Origin of the sequence: Oerskovia sp. NPDC057915, assembly GCF_042887685.1 — a bacterium.
Lineage (GTDB): Bacteria > Actinomycetota > Actinomycetes > Actinomycetales > Cellulomonadaceae > Oerskovia.
The window spans coordinates 114,720-134,132 of record NZ_JBHVOS010000007.1 but is presented as its reverse complement, the minus strand read 5'-3'; the positions used below and the strand labels follow the sequence as shown (position 1 = coordinate 134,132).

The window sequence follows — 19,413 nt, the reverse complement described above, 5'->3', positions numbered from 1 at the left end:
TTCGACGCTAGGAGCGTCCAACTCTTGCGTCCAATGCATGTATCTCTGCCGAGGAATACGATCTGAGCATGGATGCCGCGCTGGACGAAGAGACCCGCCGCCTGCTGCCCCTGCTGCCCGCGTTCGTCGCGGTCGCCGAGGTCGAGCAGGTCACGCTCGCGGCCGCGATGCTGCGCGCCCCGCAACCGACCGTGTCCCGGGCCGTCGCGCGCGTCGGCGAGGTGCTGGGCGTGCCCGTGGTCGAGCGCCACGGGCGCGGTATCCGGCTCACCGACGCAGGGCGCGCTCTCCTGCCGCACGCGCGCGGGGCGCTCGCGGCGCTCGGCGCGGGCGTGGACGCCGTCCGCTCGAGGGAGGCGCTCGCGCGCGGCACGCTGTCGGTCGCGTTCCAGACCTCGCTCGGTGAGTCCGTCGTCCCTGCCCTCATCAAGGAGTTCCTCGCCGACCACCCTGCCGTCCGGTTCACCATGACGCAGGGCGCCCGTCGCTCGTGCCTCGACGCGCTCGACGCGGGCGAGGCCGACATCGCCCTCGTGTCGCGCCTCGTCCCGGCCCCCGCGGGCCGCGAGATCCTCACGCTCTTCCGCGAGCCCCTGGTCTTGATCGTCCCCGCAGGTCACGAGCTCGCGTCGCGCCCGGCCGCCACGTTGCGCGAGGCCGCACGCTCGACGTTCATCACGCTCAAGCACGGGTTCGGGCTGCGGGGGACGGTCGACGCGCTGTGCGCCGCCGCGGGCGTGCGCCCGACCATCGGGTTCGAGGGCGAGGACCTGCACACGGTGCGCGGTCTCGTCGCCGCGGGCCTCGGCGTGAGCGTCCTCCCGCCCGCCAGGCAGCCCGTGCACGACGTCGTCGAGATCCGCCTCGACGAGCCCGTGCCCTCGCGCGACATCGGCGCGGCCTGGTCGCCCGACAACACCTCGCCCACCCTCGCCGCGTTCGTCGAGATGCTCCGCGCGGGCGTCGTCGAAGGCGGCCCGCCCGACGGCGTCGCGCCCGTCGGCTGAGCGGCCCGCCGCAGAGGCGGGTCGGCCCGCGCAGGGGTGCGACCGTGCGCCCGGCCCGGCCTCTCCCCGGCAGAGCCTGACGACGCGTGTTGTGCGACGTCGTCGGGCGGGCCGTGTCGCGGCGCAAGAACCGCGGTCCCCGCGACATGATGAGAGTGAGGGGTGCACGCCGCCGCGGCGCCCACGCCGAAGCCGAAGGAGACCCCGCTCATGACTTCCCTGCGCCGCCTCGCCCCCGCCGTCTCGCTCGTCGCGCTCCTGGCGCTCACCGCGTGCGGGACGGACACCGACTCGGGCGGGAACGCCTCGGACACCCCCAGCGCCGAGGAGAGCACCGCCGACGAGAGCACGCCCTCCGACGAGACCCCCGAGGCCCCGCTGAACGCGGCCGACCTCCCGATCGAGGCGGGCGCCAACGGCGTCGACCTGCCCGCAGGGATCGACGCCCCCACGACCGGCGGCACCGGCGCGGCCTGGACCGCGGACGACGGCTACCTGTACGTCGTGACGTTCGGGTCGAGCACGTGCCCCCGCATCGCCGAGGGCGACGCGACCCTGGACGGGAGCGACGTCGTCGTGACCTTCCAGAAGGTCGACGAGACCAAGCCCTGCACCATGGACCTGCGCCCCTGGACCACCGTCGTCAAGGCACCCGAGGGGGTCGACGAGGCGGCCGACGTGACCGTGCGCCTCGACGAGGCGGGATCGGTCGTGCTGACGCCGCGCGCTGCCGCCGGGCAGGTCGGCGAGGCCGCGTGGGTCGCCCAGTCCTGACCCGGTGACGGGCCCCGCCAGGGGTCGGGGCGGCCCGTCGGCCCGCCGCCCGTGAAGTTCGCGTGAAGGGCAGGGCCGGGGGCGTCGTTCGAGGTCCCCGGCCCTGCCGGACCCGTTACCGTTGCCAGGTGAAGACGCCCCACCGCCGCACCACAGCGCTGTCCGCCGCGACGCTCGCCGTCGCCCTGCTGCTCGGGGCGTGCGCCCCCTCGCCCAAGGTGCAGAGCCCGGTGGAGACGGGGACCTCGACCGGGTCCACGGCGACCGGCGAGGACGTGCCGGCCGAGCTCGCCGAGTTCTACGGGCAGAGCCTCGCGTGGGACGACTGCGGCGGCGGGTTCGAGTGCGCAACCGCGATCGCCCCCCTGAGCTGGGACGACCCCGCGCAGGGCAAGATCGAGCTCGCGCTCAAGCGGCTGCCCGCGTCGGGCGAGAAGATCGGGTCGCTGCTGACCAACCCCGGCGGGCCGGGCGGGTCGGGCATCGAGTACATCACGAGCGCGGCAGGCAGCATCGGCGAGCCCGTCAAGGAGGCGTACGACGTCATCGGGTTCGACCCCCGCGGCGTCGGGGCCTCGACCCCCGTCGTGTGCCTCGACGACGCGGCCAAGGACGCCTCGCTGTCCCGCGCCTACCCCGACAGCGACGAGGGCCGCGCCGAGATGACCGCCGACCTCAAGGCCTGGGCCGACGCGTGCGCGCAGAACACGGGCGACCTCCTCGGCAACGTCGACACCCAGAGCGCCGCGCGCGACATGGACATGCTGCGCGCCGCCCTCGGCGACCCGACGCTCAACTACCTCGGCTTCTCCTACGGCACCCAGCTCGGCGCCACGTACGCGGGGCTCTACCCGGAGAAGGTCGGGCGCATGGTCCTCGACGGCGCGATCGACACCTCGCTGACCTCCGACGAGATCTCCGCGCAGCAGGCCGTCGGCTTCGAGAACGCGCTGCGCGCCTACGTGAAGGACTGCCAGGGCGGCAAGGACTGCCCGCTGACCGGCTCGGTCGACGACGGCATGGCGCAGGTCAAGGCGTTCCTCGACCAGGTCTCCGACCGCCCCATGCGAACCTCGAGCGACCGCCGCCTGACGTCGACGCTCGCGTTCTACGGGATCGCGCTGCCGCTCTACAACAACGAGAGCTGGTACGCCCTGACCGCCGGCCTGGACGCCGCGCTCAACGACGGCGACGGCACCATGCTGCTCGGCTTCGCCGACCTGTACAACGGCCGCAACGCCGACGGCACGTTCAACGACAACTCGGCCGAGGCGTTCCGCGCCATCAACTGCCTCGACGCGCGCGGCAACCCCGACCCCGCGTTCATGGCCGAGCAGGCCGCCCAGATCGAGGAGGCGGCCCCGACCATGGGCTCGTTCTTCACCTACGGCGGCCTGACCTGCGTCGACTGGCCCTACCCCGTCGTCGACCAGGAGTTCGACCTCCACGCCGAGGGCGCCGCGCCCATCGTCGTCATCGGCACCACCAACGACCCCGCGACCCCGTACGTGTGGGCCGAGGGCCTCGCCAAGACCCTCGACTCCGCGACGCTGCTCACCTGGGAGGGCGAGGGGCACACGGCCTACGGCCGGTCCAACACCTGCGTCGCCGACGCCGTGGACACCTACCTGGTCGACGGGAAGGTCCCGGAGGACGGGAAGGTCTGCTGAGGGCCCTCGAGCCCTGCTGGTGCGGTCTGGACGGCCCGGTCGCTGATGCGGCCGGGCCGTCTGGCATGGTGCGGGCAGGGGCCCGCGCGGAGCCGGGGCGTACTGGCCGTGGGGCGGGGGAGGGCTGCCCGACGGCGCCGCTCCGAGTCAGTTTGTGCTCGCGCCCCCGCGTTGGGTACAGTTGCGACGCTTGCTGAAACGGAGCGCCCCAAGGCGCGACGTCTGGCACGCGCCGCCTTAGCTCAGTCGGTAGAGCGTCTCACTCGTAATGAGAAGGTCATCAGTTCGATTCTGATAGGCGGCTCCATAAGGCCTCGGGGTGAATTTCCCTGGAAGGCTTCCCCGCATCGCCATAATCTGCAAGGATCGCTTCCGTCCCTCTACGACGAGGCTAGGGTTGAACCTTGTTTGCGAACTACGATGACGTGCGTTCCGCATTTCCAGAGTTCGATATCGAGCTCCCAGAACTCGGCGTCGGCGGGTTCAAGACCGCTTTCAAGATCCGCGGAAACGATGGTGCGCAGGTCCTGAAGGTTCTTCACGAGCCATTGCCACAAAATGAGGCCGAGCAGACCGACGAGCTTACGCTTCCTGACCGCTTCGCGCGGGAGATCGTGGGAATGCAACGAATCTCATCGCCGCATGTCGTTCAGTTGTTGCAGGAGCCGTCGACACGTTTCATCGGAAATGAACTCTATATTTGGTATGTGGAGCCATACTACGGAGGCGGCACGCTCCAAGACCGTATCGTACCTGGCGGTGACCCGGTCGGGGCCAAAGAACTTCTTGTGGCGCTTCTGCGAGCTGTTAGATCGATGTGGAATGACGCAAGAATTGTTCATCGTGATATCAAGCCAGGCAATATTGTCTATGACGAAGACAACATACCAGTGCTACTAGATCTAGGCATCGCCTACCATGACGAACTGAGTCCCATAACGGCCTCGATGGATATATCCCCAAGGACCCCAAGATACGCTGCGCCGGAGCAATTTCTGCAGCGAAGAAATGTGCAAATCGACTTTCGCACCGACCTCTTTCTCGTAGGTATGGTCTGTCTCGAGGTACTGACAGGAACGCACCCATTCTGGGTGCCGGGAATTGATGCAAACTCTTACGTCCGGCGACTAGAGTCATTCGATCCCAGTATGCTTGAGCCGATTTCTTGCCATGCTTCCATGAAGCAAGTAATCAGCCGGCTCCTAGCTGCGCGGCCGAGTCGCCGCTATCGTAACGTCGAAACTCCGCTTGTGATACTGGGGGCAGAAACATGACGATGAATCTTCAACATGGATATGGTAAGTCGCGGAAAATCGACGAACTAAGCGCGACAGGGGCAATTTCTGGCGTTATTCTTAGCTCGGGCGACGAGGATGTTGAAACCCTGTCGGCCACCGTCGCGACATGCCGTCGGGTCGGTGTTCGAACGCTACTAGATCCGCAAACATACATCTATTCGACTTCCCCAGCGGGGACTGCGCGGCACCATCAGTCACAGGGGATTGCATACGGCACAATGCACTGGTCCCAGGATGCTACTCGTGTCTCTCAACAGGTTCGGGATGTCGCTGCAGCAAACGCGGCTATCGGGATATCAGAAGTCATGATCGCGCCCGCATGCAAGCAGTCCACTTTTTCCGACATTTGGACTCCGCTGTCCTTGCAGTTTGCAAGAACTGCGGCAAAAGACTGGGGTGGCACTCGCACGATTGCTTCCGTTGTCATCGAGGATGTCGCTTTCGATGACTGGAATTCGGTCGCCGACTGGCTGGATGTTGCCACAACTCTGGACGTGCGAGGCTTCTACCTGCTTGTAGATCGAGGCCGTAGAGACTATCCCTCTGCGCCATGGTCTCCACTCCGTCTTGAGAATCTGATGCGTCTAATCTACAACTTGAGTGAACTAAATGAGTTCGAGGTGCACTGGGGGTACTCGGACATCGACGGTCTGTTGGGGGTCGCTGCGGGCGGTACCAGCATGGCTGCCGGCTGGCATTACTCGCTACGGCAGTTCGCAATTTCCAAGTGGCAGCCATCGGACGCTCGCGGTGGACTTGCGGCGCCTCGAGTGTACATGCCGAGACTTTGGGCCGCACTGAGGGCCGAGGGTGAGGTGGGTAGGATTCTGGAGACCGAGCAACCAGAGAAATTGTTGCCAAAGGGATTTATTGGCCGATTTGCTGACCGCCCATTGGCTGAGTGGGGGCGCGTTGAGGCGCAAATGCTCCATTTGGATCTATTGGGTCGTTCTGCCAAAAAGCTCTCCGGCATGGATTCTGTGACTTCCCGGCTCGATGCTGTTGGTGCGAGTTTGGAGGGTGCGCGAGCGCACTACCGCCAGTTGAGTCGCCAGAACGTGCTACTTCCCGCACTTTATCAGGCCCGCGTCGAATCCTATCTTGAAGCGGTTGAAGGCTTTCGCGGAAGTGAGAGTTTGTGAGCCGTTCCGGCCTCAAGGCCGCGCATCAGGATTTCCAATAGCCAAATGGCTTGGGTCTTCTCAATATCACGCTTGCGTGCAGAGTGGTGCCATGTCAAAATATCCCCTCGGGCGCCGATAGCGCCGGTTCGATATGACTCCAAATGTGCGGCGGTCACTCGATCGAGGACGGCCTCAGGCATTAATATTGCACTTCGATGGGTTGCGGTGCGAAACAGTGCTACCTGCCGAAGTGCCTGCCTCCAGTCTTTCATCTTCGCTTCGATTGCCAGTGAATCGTGCACGAGTTTACCCGCACTATACGACTGGTCTTTAGTTAGGCCGTCTGAGCGCAACTTGGCACGCAGATCGCGTACGTAGTTTCGATCAAGACCGAGTGCGCCATCGTCGAGTGTGAGATCGGAGACTCGCGTTGCGCTGCGATGTGGCACCCGGACCGCACGTCTTGCATATTCTTGGAACCCGACTGACGATATCGTCAGCAAAATGATGTCCGGTCGCCCAGTCCCGATTTCGGGTTCGTTTATTAGGAATATGGACCGCCCCGGCCCAGGTGGAAAGAGGCGTGCTGCGTGCCTTTCTAAAGCGTTCGTCAGGGCTCGCTCGTGGATTGGTATTCCCACTTGGGGCCGCGTGCCGCGCGGCCGTACTGAATCGGGGTCCACGTTTCTCTTTCTGTGTTGGCTTCTGCTCAGTTTCGGGCCGATTGTAGTCGAGGAGATCGCCCCACGACCCCTCGAGGTTGTGCACCGGTCGTTCCATTATGCTGTTGTCCATGTTCACCTTCGGCCGTCGTCGCCCCACCACCTACGTCCTGGGCCAGCCGGTCAAGTCCTTCCCGGAGATCGCTCCCCAGGTCGAGCGCGGCAACATCCTGCGCATCACCGAGATCGGCGAGTCCGTCCTGCACACCCCGTGCCGTGAGGTCACGGAGTTCGGCACGCCCGAGCTCGCGCAGCTCGTCGACGACCTGTTCACGACGATGTTCGTCGCGGAGGGGGTGGGTCTGGCGGCGCCGCAGGTCGGCGTGGACCTGCGCGTCTTCGTGTACGACGTCGAGGACGAGAACGAGGACCGTCACGTCGGGCACGTGGTCAACCCGGTGCTCGAGGTCTTCGACGGTCCGGAGGACGAGATCGAGGAGAGCGACGAGGGGTGCCTCTCGATCCCGGGCGCGTACTCGCCGCTCGCCCGCCCCGTGAAGGCGATCGTGCGCGGGTTCGACCAGCACGGCAAGCCCGTCGAGCTCCAGGGGTCGCACTTCCTGGGCCGTGCGCTCCAGCACGAGGCGCAGCACCTCGACGGGACGCTCTACTTCGACCACCTCACGCCCGCCGCGCAGGAGGCCGTGATCGCCGAGATGCACCAGGAGCGTCCCGGTGTCCTGGAGGAGCGGCTCGAGCTGTCCGAGGCCCTCGGCAAGACGCCGGCCGAGTACCCGGCCGCGCCGCTGCGCTAGCCGCGCCGACGAGCCCGTGCGAGATGGGTGGTTCGGTCTGAGACGGGTTGCTGGGGACGCGACCCAGCAACCCGTCTCGGACCGAACCACCCATCTGGTTCCAGGGGGAGGTCAGGCGCGCCGCGACCGGCGGCTCAGCAGCAGCGCACCGACCCCGGCGGCCAGCAGCACGACCGCTCCGCCCGCGACGAGCAGCGCGTTCGAGCCGGTCGCCGCGAGGCCGCCGTCGTCGGCCGCAGCGACACCCGGCGCCACGGTGCTACCGGGCGCCGCCGTCGGGACGGCCCGGGCGACCGGCGTCGCCCCCGCCACGGGAACGCCCTCGGGCGCCGGGCCCGTCGCGGCGAGCTCGCGCCCCGTGACCGGCGCCGGCGTCGGGGCCTCCACGGTCGGAGGTGACGTGGGCGTCGCGACCGGTGCGCCGCCGTCGGGCACGTCGGTGCTCGGGGCCGGAGACGGGACGGGCCGCGGGATCGGCGGGGCCGGGCTCAGGGGCGTCGGCCTGGGCGTGCACTCGGGCGCCTGGCCGCCCTCGCCGAAGTGCTCGTCGAAGCCCTCGACCTGGACCCACGTCACGCAGAACCCGGCGGGGAACGCGGCGACGGCGCCCGCGAAGTCGAGGAAGCTCGCGCCGACGTACGCCGCGGTCGACCGGCCGTTGGCCGTCTCGAGGTGGACGTTGAAGCTCTGCTCGCCCGTCCCGTCGAGCGCGGTCGCGCGGTAGTTGACGTGCCCGTGCTCGCGGAACACCTGGCCTGCGGGCAGGCTCACACCGCTCGCGGTCACGGTGTACGGGGTGGGGGAGTCGGACCCTGCGGACGCGATCGTGGGGGTGGCCACGAGGATCGCTGCCGTGAGGAGGGCGACGGGCGCTGCGCGCATCGAGGAGGACCTTTCGAGGGTGGTCGGAGGGGGACGCCCTCGGCTCTCGGGTGCGAGCGGGGCTGGTGCCGGACGGTTGATCACCGTACTCGTCCGACATGCCCGGATCGACCGGGCGAACACGACATATCAGCGCCAAAGGTACTCGGGACCGGGTGATTGTGGAAGCGCTCCCAGCGTGTCGCTGGCGTGTCGCGGCGCGCGCGGTTCAGAACGTCGCCAGCCACCGCACGACGGCGTCGCTCACCGCCGCGTGGTCGTTCCGGACGTCGTGGGCACCGGGCAGGCGCACCTGGGTGACCGGCCCGGGGATCGCGGCGACGTGCTCGTCGAACTCCTCGGGAGAGCCGAACGGGTCGGTCGTGCCGGACACGAAGAGCACTGGGACCGTGAGCTGTGGGAAGTGGTCGACGCGCAGCTTGTCGGGCTTGCCCGGCGGGTGCAGGGGGTAGCTCAGCAGCACCAGCCCGGCCGCAGGCAGACCCTCGGCGACCGCGATCGAGCACATGCGTCCACCGTAGGAGCGGCCGCCGAGCACGAGCCGGTCGGGCGCGAACCCCTCCTCGGCCGCGAAGCGTGTCGCCTCCTCGACCAGGTGCGCGACCGCGACCGGCGCCCGGTCCGGCATGCGCTTCCCGGCGAGCCGGTACGGGAAGTCGACCCGCCGCGCGGGCAGCGGGGCCACGGCCTCCTCGACCGCGACGAGCGTGGGGTGGTCGCGACCGGCCCCGGCCCCCGGCGTGAGAAGAAGCCCGCCGACCGCAGCGCGAGAGGATCGAGTCATGGTCCCAGTCTCGCAGCGGCCAGGGCTTTGCCAGCGGTCGACCACGGGGTTGAGGTCGTCAGTCTGCTCAGAACGACCTCAACCCCGTGTTCGGCACCCGGCGGCTACTGCCGCAGAGCTGCCAGCAGGTCCTGCATCTCCTGGATCTCCTGCTCCTGGGCGTCGATGATCTCCTGGGCCAGCGCGCGAGCCTCGGCGTTCTCACCGTCCGCGATCTCGGCCTTCGCCATGTCCACGGCTCCCTCGTGGTGGGCGATCATGCCCTCGAGGAACAGGCGTGAGACGGTCGTGGCGTCCGCCGCCTCGAGCGCCTGGATCTCCTCGTCGCTCAGCATCCCGTCCATCTCGTGGCCCGAGTGGTCGCCCATCGGCTCGGCGCCCCACTCCTCGAGGAAGCCCTCCATGGTCGCGATCTCGGGCTCCTGCGCGCCCTCGATACGGGTAGCGAGGTCGACGACCGCAGGGTCGACCCCCTCCGTGCCGAGCACGATGCGCGACATCACGAGCGCCTGCTCGTGGTGCGGGATCATCATCTGCGCGAACACGACGTCCGCGTCGTTCGCCCCGGTGGCGTCCGCCCCCGCGTCCTGCGACGGCGAGCCGTCGCCCATGTCGTGGCCGTCCGCGCCTCCGCCGTCGCCGGCGTCCGCGCAGCCCGCGAGGACCAGCGTCGAGCCGAGGGTCAGGCCGATGCCGACCTTGGTCAGGGTGTGCTTGTTCATGAGTCGTCCTTCAGGTGATCGATCGGTGTGCCACGGCTACTCCGTGGCGGTGACGGTCGCTGCGGCCCTGGTCGGGCCGAGCCCCTATCTCCGACTGATCCCGAGCGCGACGAGCGACGGTGCCCTCAGCGCGGCCCCGAGCCGCCACCAGGGCGCGACGACGCGCACGAGGTGCGTGACGCCGTCGGGCAGGCGGCGCACGAGCGCCGGGCCGCCGAGCGAGAAGAGCGCGACGAGCACCAGGAGGCACATCGCCTCGAGCTCGCCGTGCCCCGTGCCCGACGGCGCCCCCTCCTCCGCGCCCGGGTCGCCGACCGCGTGGCCCGCGGTGGCGGTCGCCGGGTCGGTGACCGCGTGCGAGGGCCCGTGGGCCACGGGGCTGCCCGACATCTGGTGCATCCCGACGAACCCGACCAGCAGCGCCACCGTCCCGAGCAGCACCACGAACCGCCGGACGAGGCCGGCGGTTCGGGCGGGCCGGACCGCGTTGCCCAGGTGGGAGGTCGACACGGCCCCGGCCGGGGTGATCGGGGACATCACGGACATCGGCTACGAGGCTGCCACGCGCTCGGGGTCGAGGTCCAACCGGCGCAGGAGCTGCGCGTTGAGGGCGACGATCACGGTCGACAGGGACATGAGCAGCGCGCCCACGGCCATCGGCATGACGAACCCGACCGGCGCCAGGACGCCCGCCGCGAGCGGCACCGACACCAGGTTGTACCCGGCGGCCCACCACAGGTTCTGCTTCATCTTGCGGTAGCTGGCCCTCGACAGCTCGATGACCGACAGGACCGAGCGCGGGTCGTCGCTCGCGAGGATGACCCCGGCCGACGCGATGGCCACGTCTGTGCCCGCGCCGATCGCGATACCCACGTCGGCCTGGGCGAGCGCGGGGGCGTCGTTGACGCCGTCGCCGACCATCGCGACCTTGTGCCCGCGGGCCTGGAGCTCGGAGACCTTGTCGCCCTTGTCTCCCGGCCTGACCCCCGCGAAGACCTCGTCGATGCCGAGCTCGTCCGCCACGGACTGCGCCACCGCCTGCGCGTCACCCGTGATCATGACGACCCGGATGCCACGCCGGTGCAGGGCGTCGATCGCTTCGCGGGACTCGGGCCGGATCTCGTCGGCCAGCGCGAAGCCACCGAGCACGCGGGGTGCCCCGTCTCCCAGCCCGAGCGCGTGCAGGACCGTCGCGCCCTCGCCCTCCCACGCGGCGGCGTCGGGCAGGGGGGACAGCCCGTGCTCGCGCAGGAGCGAGGGGCCGCCCACCGCGATCCGGCGACCGTCCACGAGAGCCGAGACGCCCACGGCCGTCGAGGACTGGAAGTCCTCGGCACGCGGCACCTGCACGCCCCTGTCCGCGGCGGCGTTCACGATCGCGCGGGCCAGGGGGTGCTGGGAGTCGGCCTCGACGGCCGCGGAGACCGCGAGCAGCTCGTCCTCGCTGCCCGACGTCGCGACCAGGTGCGTCACCACGGGCTCGCCCCTGGTCAGGGTGCCGGTCTTGTCGAACAGGACGGCGTCGACCGTTCGCATCTGCTCGAGCGCCATGCGGTCCTTGACGAGCACGCCCGCCTTGGCCGCGCGCTCGGTCGAGATCGACACGACGAGCGGGATCGCGAGACCCAGCGCGTGGGGGCACGCGATGACGAGGACCGTGATGGTCCGGATCAGCGCACTCTCCTGGGTGCCCCAGACGCTCCACGCGACCAGCGTCAGCACCGCCGCGCCGAGCGCGAACCAGAAGAGCCAGCCCGCGGCGCGGTCCGCGAGGCGCTGCGCGTGCGACGAGGACGCCTGGGCCTGCGTCACCAGACGCTGGATGCCCGCGAGCGCCGTGTCGTCACCGACCGCGTCGACCGTGACGCGCAGCGCCTGGTCGGTCGCGACCGTCCCGGCCACGACGTGGTCGCCGACCGTCCGGCGCACCGGGCGCGACTCGCCCGTGATCATCGACTCGTCGACGTCCGCCGACCCCTGGGAGACCACGCCGTCCGCGGGCACGCGCCCACCGGGGCGCACCACGACGACGTCGCCCACGACCAGGTCGGTCGGGGACACCGTGGTCACCTGACCGTCGGCGCCCACGCGCTCGGCCTCGTCGGGCAGCAGCGCGGCGAGCGACTCCAGGGCCGACGACGACTGCGCGAGCGACCGCATCTCGATCCAGTGGCCCAGCAGCATGATCACGACCAGGAGCGCGAGCTCCCACCAGAAGTCGAGCTCGTGCGACAGGATCCCCAGGCTCGCGCCCCACGACGACACGAACGCGACCGTGATCGCGAGCGCGACGAGCAGCATCATGCCGGGCTTGCGGGCCTTGAGCTCGTCGACCGCACCCGTGAGGAACGGCCTGCCGCCCCACGCGTACATGACCGTGCCGAGGACCGGTGAGATCCACGCGATGCCCGGGACGTCCGGGAGCGAGTAGCCGATGATCGAGGCGAACATCATGCTCGCGCCGACCGTCGGGACCGCGAGGGCGAGCATGATCCAGAACAGGCGGCGGAACATGGCGACGTGGCCTGCGTGGCCGCCGTGGCCCGCGTGGCCGCCGTGGGCGTCGTGCCCCTCGTGGCCCTCGTGGCCCGCGTGGTCCGCATGGACGGAGTGGTCGGCGTGGGCCGAGTGGTCCGTCGCGGTCATGGTCGCCATGTCGTGCGCGGCGTGCCCGTCGTGCGTGCTGTCGTCGCCCACGTGATGCTCGTGGCCGTGACCTGCGTGCCCGTCGTGGCCCGTGCGGTCACCGTGCTCGTCGTGGTCCATGGGATTCACTGTCCCGTCCTCCCTCGTATCGTGCCGGGCGACCTTGGCGACCGGCATACCCCCTAGGGGTATCGACAACTCCTGATCTTGCCGCAGCATTCCCGGTCCGTCAAGAGGAGAGCGGGTGATCGTCGACGAGCGTCCGCCGGGACGGCGTCCTAGCCTGAAAGCCCGACGACGGGCGGAGCAGCCATGACCCTGGTCCTTCACGACGAGCTCTTCGACGCGCAGCTCGTCCGAGCGCTCGCCTACACCGCGCAGGGCGGTGCGGAGATCGGCGAGTGCCTCGAGACGGCCCGCCGCATCACCCGGACCGACGGGAACCAGTGGTACGACGAGTGGTCCGCGACCGCCGCACGCGTCGAGAAGACGGCCGAGGAGAGCGACATCGCAGGCCACCGCGTCAGCGCCCGCGGCGCCTGGCTGCGAGCCTCGAACTACTACCGCACCGCGGGGCTCTTCCTCATGGGGGCGCCCGTCGACGACCGCTTCCGCGAGAGCTCGCGCAGGCAGACCGAGACGTTCCGCAAGGGGGCCGCGCTCCTGGACCTGCCCCCGGACGTGCTCGAGATCCCGTTCGAGGGCGGGGCGCTCCCCGGCTACTTCTACCGGGCCGCCGACGACGGTCGCCCGCGCCCGACCGTCCTGCTCGTCGACGGCTACGACGGCACCGCGGAGGAGCTGTACTTCGCCAACGCGGTCGCGGCGCTCGACCGGGGGTACGACGTGCTCGCGTTCGACGGTCCCGGTCAGGGGAGCGTGATCCTCGACCAGGGCATCCCGTTCCGTCCGGACTGGGAGACCGTGGTGAGCGCCGTCGTCGACCATGCGCTGACCCTCGACGAGGTGGACCCGCAGCGCATCGTGGTGCACGGCTGGAGCTTCGGCGGCTACCTCGCGCCCCGCGCCGCGTCCGGCGAGCATCGCCTCGCGGCCTGCATCGCCGACAGCGGACCCTACGACCTGCACGACACCGTCACCGCGAAGTTCCCCTCGCTCCTGGCCGACCACCTCGACGACGACCACGGGGCCGCGCTCAGGGTCGTCGAGACGACGCTGCACCAGCTCCTGCGCAAGCCCTCGGCGGGTTGGGCGCTGCGCCGGAACCTGTGGGTGCACGGCGTGCGCGACCCGCTCGACCTCATCAGGCTGTCCCACGACTACACGATGCGCGGACGCGAGCACCTGATCCGCTGCCCGGTGCTCGTGTGCCGCACCGTGGGCGACGACCTCTCCGCCTCGGCCCGGACCCTCGCCGAGAACCTCACGTGCCCGACCGAGTACGTCGAGCTCGGGCCGGAGGACGGCGTCACGGGCCACTGCGAGATGACGGGCCGCGCGGTCTTCCACCAGCGCGTCTACGACTGGCTCGACGAGACCCTCGGCTACGACGGCGAACCCGCAGCACCATGACCGTTCCCGAGGGGTGGGGGGACTTCTTCGTCGCGACCGCCGGCGCGGCCGGGGCGCTCGCGGGGCTGATCATCGTCGCCATGTCGGTCAACATCAAGCAGATCCTCGACATCCCGAGCATGACGTCGCGAGCGGCCGCGACGGTCGGGTCGCTCGTCCTGATCGTCGTGAGCGCCGCGGCCGGACTCGTCCCCGGTCAGGGACCGCGGCTCCTGGGCGGCGAGGTGCTCCTGTTCTCGCTCGTCGCGCTCGGGCTCACGCTCGACGCCTCGGTGCGGATGCTGCGCGCGGCCCCCGCGGAGTGGAGGACCAGCACGTGGGCCAAGGTCGTCCTGGCGCTCGTGCAGGTCGTGCCCTTCTCCGTCGGGTCGGTCGTGCTTCTCACGGGGAGCTACGCGGGCCTCTACTGGATCGCGGCCGGGATCGTCCTCGTGTTCGCGGGGTCGGTCGGGAACGCGTGGGTCCTGCTCGTGGAGATCCTGCGCTGACCCGCTGAGCCGCTGACCCGCCGAGCCGGGGCTAGCCGGCCGTGGGCACGCTCGTGACCGTGGTGAGGAGGAACGCCGAGTCCTCCAGGGCGGCGACGGCGTGGCGCTCGTGCGTGAGCACGCGCAGCTCGCCCGTCCCGACCTCCTCGTCGCCCTCGAGCGCGGTGACGCGGACGCGGCCGCGCAGCACCTGGATGCTCGCGGCGGGCGGCGCGTTGTGCTCGCCGAGCTCGACGCCCGCGAGGATCGCGATGATCGTCTGGCGCAGGACGCCGTCGTGCAGCACGACCTCCGCGCTGCGGCCGTTGTCGCCGTCACGGGCGCGCGTGAGGTGCGCGTCGGTGAGCAGCTCGAGGTTCGTCATGGGGGCCTTCCGATCGGGTGGGGGGCGGGGCTTCCATCATGGCGGTCGGGCTTCCGGTTCGCCCGGTGCGCGCGGGTGCCCGACGGCGTCGCGCACCCAGGGTCGTCGTCGCGCGCCCGAGGATGTGACCCCGTGGGGAAGGGGGGGTGTGGATCGTGTGACGCCCGTCACTCGTCGGCAGGTCGACGCGCGATCCGTGGACGGGTGACAGAGCATGGGGAGATGCACGTGCCCACCTTTGTCGACGTCTGGCAGCTCCTCGACGACGCCGATCGCGAACGCCTCGCCGAGATCGACGAGACCGAGACCGAGATCCTCGACTTCCTGCGGACGCAGCCCGTCGAGGACGTCGACGCGCCCCTGTTCTCCGACCTGCAGGTCGAGCGCCTGCGGGTCTACCGGGCAGCGCTCGAACGCGCGAACCCGGGCGAGAAGGTGCGCGGGGCCCACGACGCGGAGGCCCAGAGCGCCTGAGTCGGCGCCGCACCCGGGCGCCGAGCAGGCGAGCGATGCCCGGCGCACTCGAACCGGTCCACCCGCATCCTGGCGCAGTGGCGCGGTCCCGGCCCTGACCGGGCGATGACCGGTCCACCCGAGCGTTGCGCGTCGTGGTGTGCCGGAGTTGACTCGATCCGTGACCACGACCACGGAGACCGGCGGACGCCGCACAGCTCAGGCGGGCCTGCGCGAGCTCGTCGCGAGCCTGCCCGTGGGGCGACGACTCCCCGGTGAGCGGGACCTCGCCGCACGGTTCGGGGTCGCACGGGCGACCCTGCGGGCGGCCGTCGAGGCCTTGATCGCCGAAGGCCTGCTCGACCGACGTCCCAGCTCCGGCACCTACGTCGCCGCGAGACCGCTCGTGCGGTCGCTCGGGCTGACGTCCTTCACGCAGGACATGGCGAGCCGCGGCCTCGTCGCCGGGACCGTGCTCGTCTCCTACCGGACGACGGCCGCCGGGGGCGCTCTCGCGACCGCGTTGCGGGTCGTCGTCGGCGAACCGGTCGTGACGTTCAGCCGCCTCCGGTCGGGGGACGGGACCCCCATGGCCGTCGAGACGTCCTGGCTTCCCCGGCGCTACGTCCCGCGCCTCCGCGAGCCCGAGCTCGAGGGTTCGCTCTACGAGCTGCTCGCGACGCGGCACGGCATCACGCTCGGTGGCGCGCACGTGACGATCGAGCCGGTCCTGCCCGAACCGCGGGCCCGTGACCTCCTGGAGATCGGTCCCGCGCAGGCCTGCCTCCACGTCCGGATGGTCCACCAGGACGTCCGTGGCCGGGTGGTCATGGTGGCCAGCAGCCTGTACCGGGGGGACCGCTACCACCTGCAGGCCGACGTCAGCGGGGCGGCGTTCGCCCTCCGACCCGGCGCGCGACAGCCGACGAACCACCTCAGCGAAGGAGCACGACGATGACCGCAGCACCCTCCGAGACCTCGCCCGGGCGCGAGTACCTGTCCGTGACCCGCGACCTGATCGACCGGCTCGTGACGGACCAGTGGCCGTCGATCGCTGCCGCCGCCCGGGCGATCGCCGACGCGGTGCTCGCCGGGAGGACCGTCCACGCGTTCGGTACCGGCCACTCGCACATCCTCGCCGAGGAGCTCTACTACCGGGCCGGTGGGCTCGTGGGAGTCCGCCCGATCCTCTTCGAGGGGTTCATGCTCCACGCGAGCGCGCCCCTCTCCACGGCGCTCGAACGCCTCTCGGGGCTCGCCGAGGCGATCGTCGAGGACCACGGTGTCGAGCAGGGCGACGTCGTCGTGGTCGCGTCGAACTCCGGCAGCAACGCGACCACGACCGAGCTGGTCGCCGCCGTGCAGGCGCGCGGGGCAGTCGTGGTCGCGGTCACGAGCATCGCCCACGCGACGTCCGGCCAGGCGCGCCGCCCGGTGCTCCCGCGGCTACACGAGGCGGCGGAGATCGTCATCGACAACGGCGGCGCCGTCGGGGACGCCGCGGTCGCGGTCGCCGGGGTCGACCAGAAGGTCGGGCCCACCTCGACGGTCGTGGGGGCCGCGGCCCTCGACGCGGTCGTCGTCGAGGCCGTCGGGCTGCTGGCCGCCGCCGGGGCACGACCCCAGGTCTACGCGAGCAGCAACACCGTGGACGGCGACTCCGCCAACTCCCGGTACGCCACGACCGGCTGAGCGCGCCCGTCGACGGGGGCCGAGGACGGCGCGGGCTCGGCGAGGGTCAGTGCGTCGGCATCTCCAGGCAGCCGCCGTCGGCGATCGGGCCGCCCGCGTCGAGCGTCACGCCCTGCGGGGTGACGCCACCGTAGACGCAGCCTCCTGGGACGCTCACGCCGACCCCGAAGCTCGTCGCGGGGTCCCCGTGCACGGTGGTCTCCGGCGTCACGCCGAACGTCTCGAAGCCCGCGCCCGTCAGTGCGGCGACGACCTCGTCGCGCTGCAGGGCCTCGCCCGTGAGGAGCGGGGTGAGCGCGGCCTCGACCACCGGGACGGACAGCGCGGCCTCGGCGTCCGACTCCGGGGTCCCGCGGCGCTCGCGGTAGGCCTCGTTCGAGGAGTCGAGCCCCTGGTTCTCCTGCTCGGCGGACGTGCCGGTCGACCCGGTGACCGAGGAGGACGTGGGCCGGGCGTCAGGCCCGCCGGACGTGTCGTACGCGTCGGCCCACCGGTCCACCAGGACGACGTAGCCCACGACGGCCACGACCAGCGTGACCGTGACGAGGGCAGCGAGGCCGACCACGACCCGGCCCACCCACGTGGCCGCACGCGAGCGACCGACGGGCGTGACGTCGTCGGGCACGGGGCGGTTCATCCGGCGAGTCTCGCGGCACGGCGGCCCACGCGTCCAGCGCAGGGCACGAACCCGTGCGAGATCTCCACGCACGCCACGGCCTAGGCCACCGGCAGTCGCAGCGCCTCGCCGAGCGGGACCGGCGGACCCTGGAACGGCGCCACGTCCTGGGCGCACGTCGCAGCGTCGGTCGCCTCGAGGTCGACGAGGTAGCGGGCGACCGCCGCGTCGGCGCACACGGACTTGCCGATGATCGTGTGACCCCAGCCCTCGACGGTCAGCACGCGCGCGTCGGGCCACCGGTCGGCGTACGGCTGCGTGAACGCGTAGGGCGTCGCCGGGTCGAACCGGGTGCCGACGACCAGCACCGGCGCATCGGTGGTCTGGTCCCACGGGCCGGTGAACGCGTCGCGGTCGGTCGCCGGGAGGAACTCGCACTGGACGCCCACCCAGCCGCGGAAACGGCCGAAGTGCGGGTACTGCTCGTCGAGCGCGTCGACCTTCGCCGCGTACGACCACGGGTCGCCAGGAGTCGTCGCGTCCACGCACAGGCTCGCGAGCGCGCCGCCGAGCGACGGGTAGTCCTGCGCGTACCCGGCCCGGCGCAGGAGCTCCCCGAGCGAGGGAGCCGCGCTGCGGGCGGCGGGCGCGTCCGCAGCAGGCGGCCCGACGGCGCCGCTCAGCACCGCCAGGCCGGCGAGCGTCAGGTCCAGGTCGCCCCAGGCGGCGGGCTCGTAGAGGTACGAGAAGACGAGCGCGACGGCCTCGGGGTACCCGACCCGGACGGTCGACCCGTCCGGCATCGGGATGGTGAGCGGAGCCTCGCGCAGCGCCGCGTAGGTCGCCTCGACGACCTCGGCCGGGTCGCCGAGCGAGGACAGCGCGCAGACCGACGGGCCCGCCTCGGCGCAAAGCCGCGCGAACTCCCCGAAGGTCTCGGTCGCTCCGGCAGCCTGACCGTTGCGCGTGCCGAACAGCTCGTCGGACCCGACGCCGGACCACCCCTCCACGTCCACCGTGCCGTCGAGCACCATGGCGCGCACGCGGTCCGGGAACAGAGCGGCGTACGTCGCGCCGAGCAGGGTCCCGTACGAGTAGCCGACGTAGCTGAGCTGCTCGTCGCCCACGGCCTGACGCAGCAGGTCCATGTCACGTGCGACGTTCGCGGTCGACGAGTGCGAGATGCGGTCGCCGGAGAACAGCGTGCACGACGCGCCGAGGGTCGCCATCTGCCCGAGGTAGCGCCTCTCCTCGCGGTCGGTCACGGGGAACGCGGGGACCGTGGCGAGGAAGGCCTGCTCGCGCGCCGCGTCGCGGAAGCACGTCGCCGGGTCGGACGTCCCCACCGCGCGCGGGTCGAACCCGATGACGTCGAACCGGGCCAGCACGTCGTCGTCGAACAGCGACCCGCCGAGCAGGTGCAGGGACTCGACCCCCGGGCCGCCCGGCCCGCCGAAGTTCGTGAACAGGCTCCCGACGCGCTGCGCCGGGTCGGTCGCGGGCAGGCGGGTCAGGCCGATCGTCGTCGTGCGCCCGCGCGGACGGTCGTAGTCCGTGGGGACCTCGACGCGCGCGCACTCGAACTGCTCGAGGCCCACGCCCTCGCATGGCCCCCAGGCGATCCTCGGTACCGGCGCGTCCACCTGTCCGGTCGGCCGCTCACCACCCGGTGCGGCAGCGGCCGCAGTGGGCAGCCCGCCGAGGAGGAGGGCCGCCGTCAGCGTGAGCGCTGCGGCGCGGACTCGTGTCGTCGTCGATCGCGAGGTCATCGACCCATCCGAGCACGGAAATGTCGGACATGCACCCCGAATCTCGGCCCCCGGACAGGCTGCCCGTGCCGGTGACGAGGGCCCGAGGACTGCTCGGCCCACCTCCCGGCCCAC

Annotated in this window: 19 protein-coding genes and 1 tRNA gene; 12 read left to right on the top strand and 8 right to left on the bottom strand. The window is 70.7% G+C overall.

What is annotated here, in order from left to right; translation table 11 throughout:
• Positions 1 to 68: 68 nt before the first annotated feature.
• The 7 genes from ACFVQ3_RS06890 to def all read left to right on the top strand — a co-directional run bounded on the left by ACFVQ3_RS06890 (position 69) and on the right by def (position 7,350).
• Positions 69 to 1,007 (top strand): LysR family transcriptional regulator, encoded by a 939-nt coding sequence (locus ACFVQ3_RS06890; protein WP_387636732.1) that lies wholly within the window; start codon positions 69 to 71, stop codon positions 1,005 to 1,007.
• Between the two features lie 210 nt (positions 1,008 to 1,217).
• Complete coding sequence (locus ACFVQ3_RS06885; RefSeq protein WP_387636729.1) at positions 1,218 to 1,781, top strand: hypothetical protein; 564 nt, start codon at positions 1,218 to 1,220, stop codon at positions 1,779 to 1,781.
• A 128-nt stretch (positions 1,782 to 1,909) separates the two neighbouring features.
• Positions 1,910 to 3,451 (top strand): alpha/beta hydrolase, encoded by a 1,542-nt coding sequence (locus ACFVQ3_RS06880; RefSeq protein WP_387636727.1) that lies wholly within the window; start codon positions 1,910 to 1,912, stop codon positions 3,449 to 3,451.
• A 231-nt stretch (positions 3,452 to 3,682) separates the two neighbouring features.
• Positions 3,683 to 3,758: transfer RNA gene (locus ACFVQ3_RS06875), tRNA-Thr, on the top strand.
• Positions 3,759 to 3,855: 97 nt separating this feature from the next.
• Positions 3,856 to 4,725, top strand: coding sequence for a serine/threonine protein kinase (locus tag ACFVQ3_RS06870; protein ID WP_387636725.1), 870 nt, complete (start codon positions 3,856 to 3,858; stop codon positions 4,723 to 4,725).
• Positions 4,722 to 5,891 carry a hypothetical protein gene (locus tag ACFVQ3_RS06865; RefSeq protein WP_387636723.1) on the top strand — a complete coding sequence of 390 codons (1,170 nt, stop codon included), beginning with the start codon at positions 4,722 to 4,724 and terminating at the stop codon, positions 5,889 to 5,891. Before ACFVQ3_RS06870 ends, ACFVQ3_RS06865 begins: the two co-directional genes overlap by 4 nt.
• A 775-nt stretch (positions 5,892 to 6,666) precedes the next feature.
• Positions 6,667 to 7,350 carry a peptide deformylase gene (def, locus tag ACFVQ3_RS06860; RefSeq protein WP_387636720.1) on the top strand — a complete coding sequence of 228 codons (684 nt, stop codon included), beginning with the start codon at positions 6,667 to 6,669 and terminating at the stop codon, positions 7,348 to 7,350.
• 111 nt (positions 7,351 to 7,461) lie between these two features.
• Here the strand turns inward: def and ACFVQ3_RS06855 are convergent, their stop codons facing one another.
• The 5 genes from ACFVQ3_RS06855 to ACFVQ3_RS06835 form a co-directional block, all read right to left on the bottom strand.
• Complete coding sequence (locus ACFVQ3_RS06855; RefSeq protein ID WP_387636717.1) at positions 7,462 to 8,232, bottom strand: hypothetical protein; 771 nt, start codon at positions 8,230 to 8,232, stop codon at positions 7,462 to 7,464.
• A 208-nt stretch (positions 8,233 to 8,440) separates the two neighbouring features.
• A complete protein-coding gene (locus ACFVQ3_RS06850) occupies positions 8,441 to 9,016 on the bottom strand; it encodes an alpha/beta family hydrolase (protein WP_387636715.1) in 576 nt (191 codons plus the stop codon).
• Positions 9,017 to 9,120: 104 nt separating this feature from the next.
• On the bottom strand, positions 9,121 to 9,738 hold the full coding sequence (locus ACFVQ3_RS06845; RefSeq protein ID WP_387636713.1) for a DUF305 domain-containing protein: 618 nt from the start codon (positions 9,736 to 9,738) through the stop codon (positions 9,121 to 9,123).
• Positions 9,739 to 9,822: 84 nt separating this feature from the next.
• On the bottom strand, positions 9,823 to 10,284 hold the full coding sequence (locus ACFVQ3_RS06840) for a hypothetical protein (RefSeq protein ID WP_387636711.1): 462 nt from the start codon (positions 10,282 to 10,284) through the stop codon (positions 9,823 to 9,825).
• A gap of 3 nt (positions 10,285 to 10,287) precedes the next feature.
• Positions 10,288 to 12,504: a heavy metal translocating P-type ATPase gene (locus ACFVQ3_RS06835; RefSeq protein WP_387636709.1), complete on the bottom strand. Its 2,217-nt coding sequence runs from the start codon at positions 12,502 to 12,504 to the stop codon at positions 10,288 to 10,290.
• A gap of 192 nt (positions 12,505 to 12,696) precedes the next feature.
• On the opposite strand from ACFVQ3_RS06835, the gene ACFVQ3_RS06830 reads away from it, so the two are divergent.
• Both ACFVQ3_RS06830 and ACFVQ3_RS06825 read left to right on the top strand, forming a co-directional pair.
• Positions 12,697 to 13,917, top strand: a complete 1,221-nt coding sequence (locus tag ACFVQ3_RS06830) for an alpha/beta hydrolase family protein (RefSeq protein ID WP_387636706.1) — start codon at positions 12,697 to 12,699, stop codon at positions 13,915 to 13,917.
• Positions 13,914 to 14,405 carry a hypothetical protein gene (locus tag ACFVQ3_RS06825; protein ID WP_387636703.1) on the top strand — a complete coding sequence of 164 codons (492 nt, stop codon included), beginning with the start codon at positions 13,914 to 13,916 and terminating at the stop codon, positions 14,403 to 14,405. Before ACFVQ3_RS06830 ends, ACFVQ3_RS06825 begins: the two co-directional genes overlap by 4 nt.
• A 31-nt stretch (positions 14,406 to 14,436) precedes the next feature.
• On the opposite strand, the gene ACFVQ3_RS06820 is transcribed toward ACFVQ3_RS06825, so the two are convergent.
• The gene (locus tag ACFVQ3_RS06820) at positions 14,437 to 14,769 is read right to left on the bottom strand and encodes a cupin (RefSeq protein ID WP_387486395.1); all 333 of its coding nucleotides are present in this window, start codon (positions 14,767 to 14,769) and stop codon (positions 14,437 to 14,439) included.
• Between the two features lie 228 nt (positions 14,770 to 14,997).
• Between ACFVQ3_RS06820 and ACFVQ3_RS06815 the strand changes: the two genes are divergently transcribed.
• The 3 genes from ACFVQ3_RS06815 (at position 14,998) to ACFVQ3_RS06805 (ending at position 16,914) form a co-directional block, all read left to right on the top strand.
• Entirely contained in the window at positions 14,998 to 15,243 is a 246-nt protein-coding gene (locus tag ACFVQ3_RS06815) for a hypothetical protein (RefSeq protein WP_387636701.1), read from the top strand.
• A 160-nt stretch (positions 15,244 to 15,403) separates the two neighbouring features.
• The gene (locus ACFVQ3_RS06810) at positions 15,404 to 16,180 is read left to right on the top strand and encodes a GntR family transcriptional regulator (RefSeq protein WP_387636699.1); all 777 of its coding nucleotides are present in this window, start codon (positions 15,404 to 15,406) and stop codon (positions 16,178 to 16,180) included.
• Positions 16,177 to 16,914, top strand: coding sequence for a sugar isomerase domain-containing protein (locus ACFVQ3_RS06805; protein WP_387636696.1), 738 nt, complete (start codon positions 16,177 to 16,179; stop codon positions 16,912 to 16,914). The genes ACFVQ3_RS06810 and ACFVQ3_RS06805 overlap by 4 nt, the downstream gene beginning before the upstream one ends.
• Positions 16,915 to 16,960: 46 nt before the next feature.
• Here the strand turns inward: ACFVQ3_RS06805 and ACFVQ3_RS06800 are convergent, their stop codons facing one another.
• Together ACFVQ3_RS06800 and ACFVQ3_RS06795 are read right to left on the bottom strand one after the other, a co-directional pair.
• Positions 16,961 to 17,551, bottom strand: coding sequence for a DUF6993 domain-containing protein (locus tag ACFVQ3_RS06800; RefSeq protein ID WP_387636694.1), 591 nt, complete (start codon positions 17,549 to 17,551; stop codon positions 16,961 to 16,963).
• An 80-nt stretch (positions 17,552 to 17,631) separates the two neighbouring features.
• Positions 17,632 to 19,299 (bottom strand): alpha/beta hydrolase, encoded by a 1,668-nt coding sequence (locus tag ACFVQ3_RS06795; RefSeq protein ID WP_387636692.1) that lies wholly within the window; start codon positions 19,297 to 19,299, stop codon positions 17,632 to 17,634.
• Positions 19,300 to 19,413 lie beyond the last annotated feature (114 nt).